At 69.5% G+C, this 14,317-nt stretch carries 13 protein-coding genes and 1 pseudogene; 5 read left to right on the top strand and 9 right to left on the bottom strand.

Going from position 1 to position 14,317, the window contains the following annotated elements:
* Window positions 1-24: 24 nt before the first annotated feature.
* The 7 genes and pseudogenes from ABZ865_RS09805 to ABZ865_RS09775 form a co-directional block, all read right to left on the bottom strand.
* Window positions 25-1,401, bottom strand: coding sequence for an MFS transporter (locus ABZ865_RS09805; RefSeq protein ID WP_361226517.1), 1,377 nt, complete (start codon window positions 1,399-1,401; stop codon window positions 25-27).
* Window positions 1,402-1,451: 50 nt separating this feature from the next.
* Window positions 1,452-2,033: an aldehyde dehydrogenase family protein gene (locus ABZ865_RS09800; protein ID WP_361226515.1), complete on the bottom strand. Its 582-nt coding sequence runs from the start codon at window positions 2,031-2,033 to the stop codon at window positions 1,452-1,454.
* 32 nt (window positions 2,034-2,065) lie between these two features.
* A complete protein-coding gene (locus ABZ865_RS09795; protein WP_361226512.1) occupies window positions 2,066-2,917 on the bottom strand; it encodes an aldehyde dehydrogenase family protein in 852 nt (283 codons plus the stop codon).
* 15 nt (window positions 2,918-2,932) lie between these two features.
* On the bottom strand, window positions 2,933-3,529 hold the full coding sequence (locus tag ABZ865_RS09790) for a thiamine pyrophosphate-dependent enzyme (protein ID WP_361226509.1): 597 nt from the start codon (window positions 3,527-3,529) through the stop codon (window positions 2,933-2,935).
* Window positions 3,529-4,068 carry a phosphonopyruvate decarboxylase gene (locus ABZ865_RS09785; RefSeq protein WP_361226506.1) on the bottom strand — a complete coding sequence of 180 codons (540 nt, stop codon included), beginning with the start codon at window positions 4,066-4,068 and terminating at the stop codon, window positions 3,529-3,531. The genes ABZ865_RS09790 and ABZ865_RS09785 overlap by 1 nt, the downstream gene beginning before the upstream one ends.
* Window positions 4,069-4,143: 75 nt before the next feature.
* A pseudogene (locus tag ABZ865_RS09780) lies at window positions 4,144-4,951 on the bottom strand (alpha/beta fold hydrolase).
* A 27-nt stretch (window positions 4,952-4,978) separates the two neighbouring features.
* Complete coding sequence (locus ABZ865_RS09775) at window positions 4,979-5,932, bottom strand: LysR family transcriptional regulator (protein WP_361226503.1); 954 nt, start codon at window positions 5,930-5,932, stop codon at window positions 4,979-4,981.
* Between the two features lie 129 nt (window positions 5,933-6,061).
* On the opposite strand from ABZ865_RS09775, the gene ABZ865_RS09770 reads away from it, so the two are divergent.
* From ABZ865_RS09770 to ABZ865_RS09755, 4 genes are read left to right on the top strand one after another with little or no spacing between them, the layout of a single operon-like run.
* Complete coding sequence (locus ABZ865_RS09770) at window positions 6,062-7,261, top strand: CaiB/BaiF CoA-transferase family protein (protein WP_361226500.1); 1,200 nt, start codon at window positions 6,062-6,064, stop codon at window positions 7,259-7,261.
* Window positions 7,262-7,307: 46 nt separating this feature from the next.
* A complete protein-coding gene (locus tag ABZ865_RS09765; protein ID WP_361226497.1) occupies window positions 7,308-8,474 on the top strand; it encodes an acyl-CoA dehydrogenase family protein in 1,167 nt (388 codons plus the stop codon).
* Window positions 8,471-9,259: an electron transfer flavoprotein subunit beta/FixA family protein gene (locus ABZ865_RS09760; RefSeq protein ID WP_361226494.1), complete on the top strand. Its 789-nt coding sequence runs from the start codon at window positions 8,471-8,473 to the stop codon at window positions 9,257-9,259. The genes ABZ865_RS09765 and ABZ865_RS09760 overlap by 4 nt, the downstream gene beginning before the upstream one ends.
* A gap of 16 nt (window positions 9,260-9,275) precedes the next feature.
* Window positions 9,276-10,238 carry an electron transfer flavoprotein subunit alpha/FixB family protein gene (locus ABZ865_RS09755; protein WP_361226491.1) on the top strand — a complete coding sequence of 321 codons (963 nt, stop codon included), beginning with the start codon at window positions 9,276-9,278 and terminating at the stop codon, window positions 10,236-10,238.
* A 254-nt stretch (window positions 10,239-10,492) separates the two neighbouring features.
* Here the strand turns inward: ABZ865_RS09755 and ABZ865_RS09750 are convergent, their stop codons facing one another.
* On the bottom strand, window positions 10,493-11,122 hold the full coding sequence (locus ABZ865_RS09750) for a TetR/AcrR family transcriptional regulator (RefSeq protein WP_361226489.1): 630 nt from the start codon (window positions 11,120-11,122) through the stop codon (window positions 10,493-10,495).
* A 72-nt stretch (window positions 11,123-11,194) separates the two neighbouring features.
* Window positions 11,195-12,340, bottom strand: coding sequence for an aminotransferase class I/II-fold pyridoxal phosphate-dependent enzyme (locus tag ABZ865_RS09745; RefSeq protein ID WP_361226486.1), 1,146 nt, complete (start codon window positions 12,338-12,340; stop codon window positions 11,195-11,197).
* A gap of 228 nt (window positions 12,341-12,568) precedes the next feature.
* On the opposite strand from ABZ865_RS09745, the gene ABZ865_RS09740 reads away from it, so the two are divergent.
* Window positions 12,569-13,990 (top strand): MFS transporter, encoded by a 1,422-nt coding sequence (locus ABZ865_RS09740; protein ID WP_361226483.1) that lies wholly within the window; start codon window positions 12,569-12,571, stop codon window positions 13,988-13,990.
* Window positions 13,991-14,317 lie beyond the last annotated feature (327 nt).

The following is a 14,317-nucleotide window of genomic DNA, read 5'->3' as shown; positions in this document are numbered from 1 at the left end:
CGTCGTCTCTTTGTCGCAGGGTGGTCAGGTCAGGGGAGCGGTCTTGGTCGAGGCGGGTGTCGCGGGGACGGTTCCCGTCTCCTCCAGCAGGGAGGTGCGGGACGGTTCGCGTACGGCGAGGGTGGCCAGGAAGGTCAGGGCTATGCAGGCGGTGACGTACCAGAAGAAGACGGTTTCGTGGCCGCCCTTCTTCAGGGCCAGCGCGATGGGTTCGGTCAGTCCGCCGAAGGTGGCGGTGACCAGGGCGTGCGGCAGGCCGACGCCGAGGGCCCGGACCTTGGTGGGGAACATCTCGGCCTTGATGACGGCGGCCAGTGCCGAGTACCCGCTCACGAAGGTGAGGGCCAGGGTCATCAGCAGGAAGGCGAGCCACGGGCTGTTGATGTGGCCGAGTGCGGTCATCAGCGGCACGGTCAGGATCATGCCGCCGATGGAGAAGGCGAACATGACCGGGCGTCGGCCGACACGGTCGGAGAGGGCACCCGCGGCCGGTTGGAGCAGCATGTAGACGAACAGGGCGGCGAAGCCGATGAGGGAGACGGTCGACTTCGGGATGCCCGCTGTGTTCACCAGGTACTTCTGGAGATAGGTGGTGTACGTGTAGAAGGCGACGGTGCCGCCGACGGCGAGCCCGAAGACGGCCAGCAGTTGACGCGGGTACTCGGTGAACAGGGAGTGGATGCCCAGGCGTTCGTGCGCTGTGCCGGTCTGCTCCCTCTCCTTCGCTCTTTCCTTCTCCTGCCGGAAGTGCTGCGACTCCTCCATGCTGCGGCGCAGGTACATCACGGCCAGGCCGGCCACCGCGCCGATCACGAAGGGGACGCGCCAGCCCCAGCTTTGCAGCTGGTCGTCGGTGAGCGTGTTTTGCAGGACGATCGCCACGAGAAGGGCCGCGAGTTGTCCGAGCACGATAGACACGTACTGGAAGCTGGAGTAGAAGCCGCGTCGGCCCGGTGGCGCGATTTCGGCGAGGTAGGAGGCGCTGGAGCCGAACTCGCCGCCCACGGAGAGTCCTTGGAGCAACCGGGCCAGGACCAGGAGGACGGGGGCCCACAGGCCGATGGTGGTGTGGCCGGGGGAGAGGGCGATGGTGAGGGAGCCCGCGCTCATCAGGGTGACGGACAGGGTGAGGGCGCGGCGGCGGCCGTACCGGTCGGCGTAGGCGCCGAGCAGCCAGCCGCCGAGGGGGCGCATCAGGAAGCCGACGGCGAAGACGACGGCCGTGGACAGGAGTTGGGCTGTCTGGTTGCCCTCGGGAAAGTACGAGGCCGCGAAGTAGATGCTGAAGGTGGCGTAGGCGAACCAGTCGTACCACTCGATCAGGTTGCCCAGACAGCCGCGGATGACGTTGGCGGTGACGTGGGAGCGTGCGGGGAGGGAGGGGGTGCGGCTCTGCGACATGGGAAGCTCCGTTGCTCGTGTCGCGGTGGGAATGGGTCGTGCGGGTCCTCTCAGCGCAGGACGAAGGGGTTGCCGGTGGGTGCGCCGGTGTTGATCCAGACGGTCTTGTTCTCGAGGTAGTCGTTGATGGCGTCGATGCCGTTCTCGCGGCCGAGGCCGGAGTCCTTGAAGCCGCCGAAGGGGGTCAGACAGCTGACCGCGCGGTAGGTGTTGATCCAGACGGTGCCGGAGCGGACGCGGTCGGCCATGCGGAAGGCCCGTCCCATGTCGCCGGTCCACACGCCCGCGCCGAGGCCGTAGCGGCTGTCGTTGGCGATCCCGACGGCCTCGTCCTCGTCCTGGAAGGGGATGACGGCGAGGACGGGCCCGAAGACCTCCTCCTGGGCGATGCGCATGCTGTTGCGGACGCCGGTGAAGACGGTGGGCTCGACGAACCAGCCTCCGCGCTCGGCGGCCTTGCCGCCGAGGGCGAGCCGGGCGCCTTCCTGCTGCGCGATGTCGATGTAGTCGAGGACCTTGGCGTACTGGGCGGGTGTGGTGATCGGCCCGACCTGGGTGTTCTCGTCCATCGGATCGCCCATGCGGGCCGTGCGCGCGAGGTCCGTCAGGCGGCTGACGACCTCGTCGTGCACGTCGTGCTGTACCAGGAGCCGGGATCCGGCAATCAGGTCTGGCCGGTGGCGGCGAAGATGCCGGAGACGGCGCCGTTGACGGCGGCCTCCAGGTCGGCGTCGGCGAAGACGATGTTGGGGGACTTGCCGCCGAGTTCGAGGCTGACGTGCTTGAAGTCGCGGGCGGCTGCCTGGTTGATGTGCCGGCCGGTGGTGTCCGAGCCGGTGAAGCTGACCTTGCGGACCAGGGGATGCTCGACGAGGGTGGCACCGACGTCCTGGCCGAACCCGGTGACGACGTTGAACACGCCGGGCGGCAGACCCGCCTCGTGGAAGAGCCGGGCCAGTTCCAGGGTGGAGGCGGAGGTGAACTCCGAGGGCTTGACCACCACCGTGCAGCCCGCGGCCAGGGCGGGGGCGAGTTTCCAGGCCAGCAGCAACAGCGGGGAGTTCCACGGCGTGATGACGGCGACGACTCCGACGGGCTCCTTCTTCGTGTAGGCGAAGTAGCCCTTCTTGTCCAGTGGTGGAACGGTGCCCTCGACCTTGTCGGCCAGCCCGCCGTAGTAGTGGAACCATTGGGGGACGTAGGCGACTTGCCCGTGCATCTCGGTGAACAGCTTGCCGTTGTCGCGTACTTCGACCTCGGCGAGCTCGCGGGCGTTAGTGGCGATGGTGTCGCCGAGCCTGCGCAGCAGGGCGCCGCGGGCGCTGGCGGTCAGTTCCGCCCAGGGTCCGGTGTGCAGGGCGCGGTGGGCGGCCCGGACGGCGTCGTCGACGTCCTGTGCGGTGCCCTGGGCGATCTCGGCCCAGGGGCTGCCGAGGTAGGGGTTGTCGGTGGGGAAGCAGGCGCCACCGTCGGCCTTGCGATGCTCGCCGTCGATGAACAACTCGTAGCGCTGCATGGGAATCCCGCCCGTTCAGAAGGTGCTCAGGCCGAGCGCGGCACGGAAGGAGTTCTTGTTGGCCACACCATCGCGGGGCGGCAGGGCGCGGGGCGGTTCGTCGGTGGCGATGAGGACGTGTGCGTACGTCGTCGCCGTACGCGCGGTGATGCGTGCGGCCAGGTCGTCCGTCTCGGCGAGGCCGGTGATCCGTACGGCGTCGCGGATGCCGAAGCCCTGCGCGACGGCGACGAGGTCGGTGCCGAGGCCGGTGTGGCTGGGCTGCATGCCGGTCTCGCCGAAGTGGGCGTTGTCCAGGACGATGAGCGTGAGGTTGGGCGGAAGCTGGGCGCCGATGGTGGCCAGCGTGCCGATGCCCATGAGGTGTTCGCCGTCCCCGGTGAGGGCGACGACCGGCCGGTCGGGCTGGGCGAGGGCCAGGCCGAGGGCGAGCGGCGCGGCGGCGCCCATCGCTCCCCACAGGTAGAAGTTCGTGCGGCGGTCGCCGGCGGCGAACACGTCGTAGGTCGGGGAGCCGAGCCCGGTGACGACCAGGGTGTCCTCGGGGAGGCGGGCGATCAGGCCGGCGACGAAGCGGCGCCGGTCGAGACGTACCTCAGTGGTGGTGGTCATCAGTGGCGCTCCCACTTCTTGCGGCCGATCAGCTTCTGTCCGAGCAGTACGGCGACGCGCTCGCCCGCCTCGAACACCGAGTCCAGGGCGGCCTCGACCGTCTCCTGGACCTCGTCGGGGGTGTCGGCGCGCAGCACGGTGATCCCCATCAGCTCCAGGGCCTGCTGCGTCGTCCGGCCCATGGGGCCCTGCCACGGGTTGAACTCGGCGTATTCGCCCCGCATGGTGACCAGCGTCAGGAAGGGGAACTGGCACATCTGCAGGAGCGAGAACATGTTCACGCAGTTGCCGACGCCGCTGCTCTGCATCAGCAGCACGGCGCGCTGCCCGCCCAGCCAGGCGCCGCTGACGACGGCGACGCCCTCCTCCTCGGTGGTCAGCACGACGTCATGGATGGCGGGGTCGCGCTGGGCCTCGCGGATGGTGTGGGAGTGGCCTGCGTCCGGTACGTAGGCGATCTGCTGGACGCCGCGCTTCTTCAACGCGGAGAAGACGTCCTCCTGCCAGGAGGGCGGCGCGGAAGTGGCTGTTTCGTTCATGCGGCACATCATGAGTGCTGATGGATGATGCTGAACAATAGAAAGACGTGATCCCGGTATGCGGTGCCGGTATGGCTACACCTCACCTCCGAGGAACGCCGAGACCAGCGCGCTCGCCTCATCCCGGCACTCCTCGAAGTACGCGTGCCGGGCTCTGCGGAAGAGGTGGGTGCGCGTGTCGGGGATCCGGGCGGCGAGCAGGGGAAGGTTGTCCGGCGGTGCCATGCGGTCCTGGTCGCCGTGGAGGATCAGCGTCGGCGCGGTGATGGCGGACAGGGCGTCCCAGGCGTCGTGCCGGTTGCTGGCGAGCAGGTGGCCGTGGCGGGCGTGCGGTGGCATGCCGGGGTCGCCGAGGGTGGTGTAGGGGCGCCGGGTGGGTGGCGCGCCAGGTGGGGGAGTACATGAGGTCGATCAGGGCCTGTCGGGCGGCTTCCGGGTCGGTCTGGGCCAGGGCCCGCCGTACCGAGGCGTCCCGCTCGACGGCGTGCGGTCCGCCCGGTGTGGTGCAGCCGAGTACGAGGCGCCGGACTCGCTCCGGGTGGCGTACGGCGATCCACTGCGCCACCCGGCCGCCCATGGAGGTGCCGTACACATCGGCGCGCTCGACGCCCAGGTCGTCCAGGACGGCGATCACGTCGTCCCCGAACTGCTCGGTGGAGTAGCCGTGTTGGGGCTTGTCGCTGGCACCCGTGCCCCGGTAGTCCAGGGTGATCGTGCTGTGTGTGGCGTGGAAGTCCGCACGTATGCCGTCCCACCAGTGGTGGTTGTTGGCCTGCCCGGCGAGGAGCACGAGCGGAAAGCCGGTGCCCTGCCTCTGGTAGGCGAGTGCGGTGCCGTCTGCGGCGAGGGCGAACCCCTGCCGCGGTGAGTTCGTGTCGGGCATGTGAGTTCCTCGGGCCGTACTGATGGGTTACTTGGCTTCGGCGGAGCCGTCGGCACCCAGGAGCTGCGCGGAGAGCCATCTGCCCTGGGCCACCGCCGAATGGATCTGGTGCACCAGCTCGCGGGCGACGACCTCGACGGCGGGCGGTGTCCGGCCGTATCTGGGGGTGGCGAGGACGATCGAGCGCCGCACCTCGGGTTCGCCCAGCGGTGCGGCGCTCAGCGTGCCGTCGGCGACGTCCTCGGCGATACCGACGCCGGGCAGGACGGTCCAGCCGTGCCCGGCGAGGACGAGCTGCTTCTGCACCGGCATGGAGTTGGTCTGGACGGCGACGTGCAGCTCGGTCCCGGCGCGGCCCGCGGCCGCGTCGATCAGGGCGCGCAGCGCGTGACCGGAGGCGGGCATGACGAGGGGGCGGGTGGCGGCCTCGGCGAACGGGACCGGCTGGTCGGCGCGCAGTCCGTCCGTGGCGGGAGCGACCACCCACAGGTGTTCGCGCACCAGCGGGCGGGCGTTGAGCGAGGGTGTGTTGTCCAGGTTGTACAGCAGGCTCAGGTCCAGGTCGCCGTCGTCGAGCCACTGCTGGAGGTGCCCGGAATAGGCCGTCATGAGCCGCAGTTCGATGCCCGGGTGGTCGCGGGCCACGGCGGTCACGAGCGCTGCGGCCAGCAGGTCGGTGGTGCTCTCCAGCAGGCCGACCGTGACGATGCCGGTCACCGCGCCAGGGGCCGGCCGCACTTCGGCGCGGGCCCTCTCCAGTTCGTTCAGGGCGCGTCGGGCCCGGTCCACCATGATCGCCCCGGCGTCCGTGGTGCGCATGCCCTGGCGGGTGCGCTCGAAGAGGGGGACGCCGAGTTCCTGCTCCAGGGTGCGGATCTGCCGGGTGACCGCGGGTTGCACCAGGTGCAGCAGTTCGGCGGCGCGGGTGACGCTGCCGACCTCGGCGACGGTGACGAGCGCCTTGAGCTGTTTGACGTCCACGGTCTCTTCCTCCGGCACCATCCCCACCCGGCATGGCAGAATCAAAGATTGCTATTTCACTCTGGATGACATGAGTCTCCATGATGGTACTCCCGGTTCGGGACCAGAAACCCTCCTGGAGGTCACCCCATGGCCGCGTCCCCTCAAGCCCTGCCGCTGTCCGGCATCACGGTCGTCAGCCTCGAACAGGCGGTGGCCGCCCCCTTCGCCACCCGTCAGCTGGCCGACCTCGGGGCCAGGGTCATCAAGGTGGAGCGCCCGGGAGGCGGCGACTTCGCCCGCAGGTACGACACCACGGTGCACGGAGAGTCCAGCTACTTCGTCTGGCTCAACCGGTCCAAGGAGTCCCTCACCCTCGATCTGAAGTCCGAGCGCGGCCGGCAGGTCCTGGAGCAGTTGCTCACCCAGGCCGACGTGTTCGTGCAGAACCTGGCTCCGGGGGCGACGGCCCGCCTGGGCTTCGGTACCGATTCCCTCGCGGAGCGTTTCCCCTCGCTCATCTCCTGCACCGTCTCCGGCTACGGCACCACCGGACCCTGGGCCGACCGCAAGGCATACGACCTGCTGGTGCAGTGCCAGACCGGCCTGGTCTCCCTGACCGGCAGTCCGGACGAGCCCGCCCGGGTGGGCATCTCCGTCGCCGACATCGCCGCCGGCATGTACGCCTACTCGGGCATCCTCACCGCCCTGCTCACCCGGGCGACCACCGGTGCCGTACGAGCCGTCGAGGTGTCCCTGTTCGAGGCGCTCGCGGAGTGGCTGAGCCAGCCCGCGTACTACACCCGCTTCGGTGGCACGCAGCCCCCGCGTGTCGGCACCCAGCACGCCACCATCGCCCCCTACGGCGCCTTCACCTGCGCCGACGGCAAGGACGTGCTGCTCTCCGTCCAGAACGAACGCGAATGGGCCGCCCTGTGCGAGCGGTTCCTCGACGCCCCCGGCCTGGCCGACGACCCGCGCTTCGCCACCGGCGCCGCCCGCGTGGCCCACCGCGAGGAACTGAACGCGATCGTGGCCGAGCGGTTCGCCGACTCCGACAGCGCCGAGGTGATGAAGGTGCTGGACGAGACCGGCATCGCCAACGCCGGTGTGAACGACATCGAGGACTTCCTGGCGCACCCCGTGCTCGCCGGGCGTGAGCGGTGGCGGGACGTCCGCATTCCGTCAGGCGCGATGGTCCCGGCACTGCTGCCGCCGGCGGACCTGACCGGCAGCACCCCGCGCATGGACGCGGTCCCCGCAGCCGGGGAACACACCGAACAGATTCTGACCGAACTGGGTTACAGCAGGGACGACATCGCCACTCTCCGAGCCGACCACCTCCTGTGACACCAGGCCCACCCGGACCACGATCCACCCCAGGGAGCATCACCGCATGAGCATTCTCGACATCCTGTCCGAGGACGAACAGTTCATCGTCCGCACCGTGCACGACTTCGTCGACAAGGAGGTCAAGCCCGTCGTCCAGGAGCTGGAGCACACCAACACCTACCCCGAAGCCCTGATCGAGCAGATGAAGCAGCTCGGCATCTTCGGCCTTGCCGTCCCCGAGGAGTACGGCGGCACCCCCGTCTCCGTTCCCTGCTACGTCCTGGTCACCGAGGAACTGGCGCGCGGCTGGATGAGCCTGGCCGGCGCGATGGGCGGCCACACGGTCGTCGCCAAGCTGCTGCTGCACTTCGGCACCGAGGAACAGAAGCGCCTCTACCTGCCGAGGATGGCCACGGGTGAGATCCGGGCGACCATGGCCCTGACCGAGCCTGGCGGCGGCTCGGATCTGCAGGCGATGCGGACCGTCGCCCGCGGGCATGCCGACGGGTACGTGATCAACGGGGCCAAGACGTGGATCACCAACTCGCGCCGCTCCCAGCTGATCGCCCTGCTGTGCAAGACGGACCCGGAGGCAAGCCCGGCGCACAAGGGCATCTCCATCCTTCTGGTCGAGCACGGCCCCGGCCTGACCGTCTCGCGTGATCTGCCCAAGCTCGGTTACAAGGGGGTGGAGAGCTGCGAGCTGTCCTTCGAGGACTACCGTGCCCCGGCCGACGCCGTGCTCGGCGGCGTCGAGGGCAAGGGCTTCGCGCAGATGATGAAGGGCTTGGAGACGGGCCGGTTGCAGGTCGCAGCCCGCGCCCTCGGGGTCGGCCGTGCCGCGCTGGAGGACGCGCTCGCCTACGCGCAGGACAGGGAGTCGTTCGGCAAGCCGATCTGGCAGCACCAGTCCATCGGCAACTACCTGGCGGACATGGCGACATCCCTGACCGCGGCCCGACAGCTCACCCTGTACGCCGCCCGGGAAGCGGAGGCAGGGCGTCGCGTGGACATGGAGGCCGGGATGGCGAAGCTGTTCGCCTCCGAGACCGCGATGCAGATCGCCCTCAACGCGGTCCGCATCCACGGCGGTTACGGCTACTCCACCGAGTTCGACGTCGAGCGGTACTTCCGTGACGCCCCATTGATGATCGTCGGTGAGGGCACCAACGAGATCCAGCGCAACGTCATCGCGAGCCAGCTCGTCAAGCGCGGAGGTGTCGACGCATGAAGATCGTGGTGTGTGTGAAGTACGTGCCCGACGCCACTGGCGACCGGCACTTCGCCGATGACCTGACCGTCGACCGCGACGACGTGGACGGTCTGCTCTCCGAGCTGGACGAGTACGCGGTCGAGCAGGCCCTCCAGATCGCGGAGAACTACGACGGGGACGGCGACGCCGAGGTCACCGTGTTGACGGTGGGCCCCGAGGACGCCAGGGACGCGCTCCGCAAGGCCCTGTCGATGGGGGCCGACAAGGCCGTCCACGTCGAGGACGACGACCTGCACGGCACCGACGCCATCGGCACCTCCCTGGTGCTGGCCAAGGTGATCGAGAAGGCCGGCTTCGACCTGGTCGTCTCCGGCATGGCCTCCACCGACGGCACCATGGGCGTCGTACCGGCCCTGGTCGCCGAGCGTCTGGGCGTCCCGCAGGTCACCCTGCTCTCCGAGGTCTCCGTCGAGGACGGCGTGGTCAAGGGCCGTCGTGACGGCGACGCGGCGAGCGAGCAGCTGGAGGCGTCCCTCCCGGCCGTGGTCTCCGTCACCGACCAGTCGGGTGAGGCGCGTTACCCGTCCTTCAAGGGCATCATGGCGGCGAAGAAGAAGCCGGTGGAGTCCTGGGACCTGTCCGACCTGGACATCAAGGCCGAGGAGGTCGGCCTGAACGGTGCGTTCACCAAGGTCGAGGCCGCGAACGAGCGCCCGGCCCGCACGGTCGGCACGATCATCTGGGACGAGGGCGTCGGTGGCAAGCAGCTCGCCGAGTTCCTCGCGAGCCAGAAGTTCATCTGAGAAAGGGCAAGGAACCATGGCTGAAGTCCTCGTCTACGTCGACCACGTGGACGGTGCCGTCCGCAAGCCCACCCTGGAGCTGCTGACCCTGGCCCGCCGCATCGGCGAGCCGGTCGCCGTCGCCCTCGGCAACGGCGCCGCCGACACCGCCGCCACCCTCGCCGAGCACGGCGCGGTGAAGGTCCTCACCCACGACGCCTCCGAGTACGCCAAGTACCTGGTCGTGCCGAAGGTGGACGCCCTGCAGGCCGCCGTCGCCGCGGTGTCCCCGGCCGCCGTGCTCGTCCCGTCCTCCGCCGAGGGCAAGGAGATCGCCGCCCGTCTGGCGCTGCGCCTCGGCTCCGGCATCATCACCGACGCCGTCGACCTGGAGGCCAGCGACGAGGGCCCGGTGGCCACCCAGTCGGTGTTCGCCGCGTCCTTCACCACCAAGTCCCGTGTCATCACGGGCGCCCCGGTCATCACGGTCAAGCCGAACTCGGCCGCCGTGGAGGCCGCCCCGGCCGCCGGTGCGGTCGAGGCGCTCGCCGTGACCTTCTCGGACAAGGCGAGGGGCACCAAGGTCACCGCCCGCACCCCGCGTGAGTCGACGGGCCGCCCGGAGCTGACCGAGGCCGCGATCGTGGTCTCCGGCGGCCGTGGCGTCAACGGCGCCGAGAACTTCGCGATCATCGAGGCCCTCGCCGACTCCCTCGGCGCGGCCGTGGGTGCCTCGCGTGCCGCCGTCGACGCCGGCTGGTACCCGCACACCAACCAGGTCGGCCAGACCGGCAAGTCCGTCTCGCCGCAGCTCTACATCGCCAACGGCATCTCCGGCGCGATCCAGCACCGCGCCGGCATGCAGACCTCCAAGACGATCGTGGCCGTCAACAAGGACTCCGAGGCCCCGATCTTCGACCTGGTCGACTACGGCGTCGTGGGCGACCTGTTCGCCGTCGTCCCGCAGCTCACCGAGGAGATCAAGACGCGCAACGGCTGACCAAGGAATGAGTCGCTACTTGACCGTCTCGGGTTCCCACCCAGCGGCCTGCGACAGCTCGAGGCACAGAACGTGACGTCGTGGCTGGCTGCCACGGCTGCATCGGCAACTGAGCCAGCGCGTGTCAGGCCGCCCCAGGTCGCCATTCCGGGGGGGCGGGAACACGGGAACGAGAAGCCTCATCGAGCGGCGCCTCCTACAAGCTATCGCCCCCGCCGCCCGCATCGGACCGTCGCCGCGCAAGATGCGAGGGCTCAGTTCGGGGACCATCCGCGCAGAGCTCCGTAGTAGGCGCCGACGAGCCGGTCGAGGGCCTCGTCGAGTGGTAGCCCCTCGGCGACGAGGTCAAGGACCTCGCGGGGATCGAAGAGGACGTTGTAGAGGAACAGGGCGTGATCGAACTGCTCGTCGGGGATGCCGAGTTTGCGCATAACGCTGCGTACGGGACGCTCCCAGGCATCCCGGACCGCGCCGATCACGGCGTCATTGGACCGCAGGCGCTGAAGGAAACCCTCGCGTGAACGGAGCTGGATCATCGCGGTGCCGTAGACGGTCAGCAGCCGCCCCCATTCACGGACGACGTCCTCGAAGAGGGCGGTGCCGGTCTTGGGACAGTCGTGGCTGTAGTCACGCAGGGCCACGATGACCTCGTGGAGGTATGCGGTGAGGAGTTCGTCCAGGGAGGGGAAGTAGCGGTAGGCGGTGGCCGAAGACAGCCCTGCGCGCTTGGCGACCACGGGGACGGACACGTTGTCCGGCTCGCTGCGCAGCATCTCTCCGGTCGCGTCCAGGAGCCGCTTACGGTTGCGCTGGGCGTCGCTGCGCCGCCGGCTTCCTGTCGTGTCGGGCGTCTGCCGGTTGCTGCTCAGTTCCTCGCTCCCCACCCGTGCGGTATGTACGGCTGCCGGGGCACTGGGCCCCGCCAGCCGAGCGTACCGGGCAAGGGCCTGAGCCGTTCAGCCGGTGATGCGGAAGTAGTCCTCGATGCGATCGAGCCCCGTGGCCAGCATGTCCTGCGGCGCGGCGATCGAGATGCGCAGGTGATGCTCGCCCGCCGGGCCGAACTCGCGTCCCGGACGGACGACGACGCCGTGCGCCCTGAGCCGCTGGGTGAGTTCCAGCGAGGGGGTGGAGCGGTCGTAGCGGGCCAGGACGAAGAAGCCGCCCTCGGGGCTGCGGGCGCTGAGGCCGGGCATCGCGTTGACGCGGCCGACGATGTAGTCACGCCGTTCCTGGTAGGAGTCCCGCATCGGCTTGACGAAGGCGTCCCCGCCCTCCAGGGCGACGACGGCAGCGCGCTGGGCCGCCGCGTTGACCGCGCCGAGGAAGGTGCGATGCAGCATCCGCACCCCGTCGATCAGTGGGGCGGGCGCGACGAGGTAGCCCACCCGCCAGCCCGTCATGGCGTAGGTCTTGGACAGTGACTGGCAGTAGACGAGCCGGTCGCGCCAGCCGTCGACGGACAGGGCGGAGGTGAAGGTGCGGTCGTCGAAGACGAAGTGGTCGCAGACCTCGTCGGCGATGACGACGGTGCCGTGGCGCGATGTGAGGTCCGCCAGCGCCTCCAGTTCGGCGCGGGTGAACACCGTGCCGACCGGGTTGGCCGGGTTGACCAGGATCAACGCCCTGGCGCTGGCCAGGGCCACGGCGATCCGGTCCAGATCCAGGTGTCCGTTCTCGTCGAGCGGTACGTACACCGGTTCGCCGCCGGCCATGAGGACCGCGGAGGAGAACAGCGAGTAGCTCGGGTCGAGCAGGACCACCCGGTCGCCCGGCGACACGACGGAGGCCACCGCGGCGGAGACGGCGGACGTGGCACCGTTGGTCACCAGGACCTGCTCCAGGCCGTACGACACGCCGGCCGCGTCGCCGGCCAGTCGCGCGGCGACCGCCCGCAGCTCGGGATCACCGTTGAGATCGCCGTAATGGGTCCAGCCTGCGGCCAGTGCCTCCATGCCCGCTCGCACGATCGGCTCGGGAGTGTCGAAATCGGGCTCACCCACGCCCAGTAGTGCCGGTGAGCCATCCGGCGGCGAGCCCGCCGGGCGCAGGCTGCCCGCCGTCAGGCGGAGCACGGCGTCGGAATGCAACGAACGGGACATGGCAGCGTCTCCTCAGCAGCGGGTCGAGTACCCGGAACACTTGATGAAACTGAGACTGCATTCTCACTTCTTATCAAGTCAAGTCCGCAGGGCCTTGACGTGGCAAGCGGATGGCGCCAAGGTTGCGCCATCTCACGTGAGACTTCACTCTCAATTCAGCGAAGGTGGTCCGCCCGTACCGGCGCGGAAACCGCCTTCGGTTCCCGGCTGCCGCAAGGAGTGGTGAGCGTGTCCGTCACGACCCCGCCCCCCAGAAACACCGCACCCGATGCCTCCGACCTGGAGAAGCACACCGTCCGCAAGATCACCTGGCGGCTTATGCCGATCCTGGTCGCGGCGTACTTCACCGCTTACCTCGACCGCACCAACCTCGGCGTGATGAAGAGCGAGCTGTCCAACGGGCTCGGCCTGTCCGACGTCGCCTTCGGGCTGGCCAGCGGCATCTTCTTCCTCAGCTACGTGCTGTGCGAGGTGCCCAGCAACCGGCTCGCCCACCGCCTCGGCCCGCGCATCTGGATCCCCCGCATCATGATCACCTGGGGGATGGTCGCGGTGGCGACCTCCTTCGTCCACTCGCCAGCCCAGCTGTATGCCGCCCGCATCCTCCTCGGCATCGCGGAAGCCGGCATGGCCCCGGCTGTGTTCCTGTGCATCGCCCAGTGGTTCCCCTCCCGCCACCGCGGACGCGCGCTGAGCGCCTTCTACCTCGGCATCCCGCTGGCCATGGTCGTCGGAAACCCGCTCACCGGCTGGCTCCTGGACGTCACGCACCGGCTCGGCGGCATCGACGGCTGGCGCTGGGTGTTCGTCATCGAGGGCGGCGCAGCACTCGTGCTCGCGCCGCTCGCCATCCTCCGGCTCACCAAGAGCCCCGCCCAGGCCCGCTGGCTGAATGCGGAGGAACGAGACTGGCTCGAATCCACACTCGCCGCGGAGGAGGCCGAAAAGAGCGAAGCCGCACCGCACTCCTTCCGGCAGGGACTGACCGACCGCCGCGTGCTCGTCCTGTCCCTGGCCGTCTTGCTCATCTGCTACGGCAGCAACGCGCTGACCTTCTGGCTCCCCTCCGTCATCCAGGACGCGACGCCAGGCATGTCCTCCACGCGTGTCGGCCTGATCTCCGCACTGCCCTTCGCCTGCGCGCTGGCCGCGATCTACGTGACCGGCCGCATCGCCTCCCGCACCGGCGCACGGACCTGGAACGTCTTCGGTCCGCTGGCCGTGGCCGCGGCCGGCTTCGCCCTGGTCACCCTCCTCATCGGGAAACCGGCCGTCACTCTCGTCCTCCTCTGCGTGGCCATCGCCGCCAGCCTCACCACCCAGGCGCAGTTCTGGACCATTCCCACCGGCTACCTGGCCGGCGCGGGAGCCGCCAGCGGCATCGCCCTGATCAACGCCACCGGGAACATCGCCGGCTTCGCAGGTCCCTACTCCTTCGGCTGGTTCAAGAGCGCCGACCCCACGGGCGCCCTCCCGTTCGCCGTCATGACGCTCTGCCTCCTGGCCACCATCGCTCTGCTGGCACACGTACGACGACAAACCGACCGAAGGCCCACCACCCCGGGCACGACACCTGCCAACACCGTCCCCGCACCCAACGACGGCACAGACCCATCGAGCCAGGAAGCAGCCAGCAACGAGTACCCCTGATCTCGGTCAGTGGCCGCAAGGCCGCGCGGGGCCGGGTCCGTGGGTGACCCACGACCCCAGCGGCGCCGCCCTGCTTGCACTGACCACGAGTGACCCGATGCGCCGTGTCTGTCGCCGACTTTCTTGTTCCGACGCGCTGCGCAGGGAAACGCGGGCGCAGACCTGTACTTGACGCCCGTTCTGACAGGGCGTCACCTGGTCAGTCGCGCAGGTCATGTGTGCCAGGGCAGGGGCGCGCCCCGCAGGCTGTCCTTGCGGAAGCTGGAGGATAAGCAGCCGGCTCCCGGCGCCGCTGATAGCGGCGGCTGTCGCGCTGCCGCCGTCTTT

Origin of the sequence: Streptomyces sp. NPDC047085 (assembly GCF_040643735.1) — a bacterium.
Classification (GTDB): domain Bacteria; phylum Actinomycetota; class Actinomycetes; order Streptomycetales; family Streptomycetaceae; genus Streptomyces.
The sequence above is the reverse complement of the archived record's forward strand: the minus strand, read 5'-3'. Positions and strand labels throughout refer to the sequence as shown.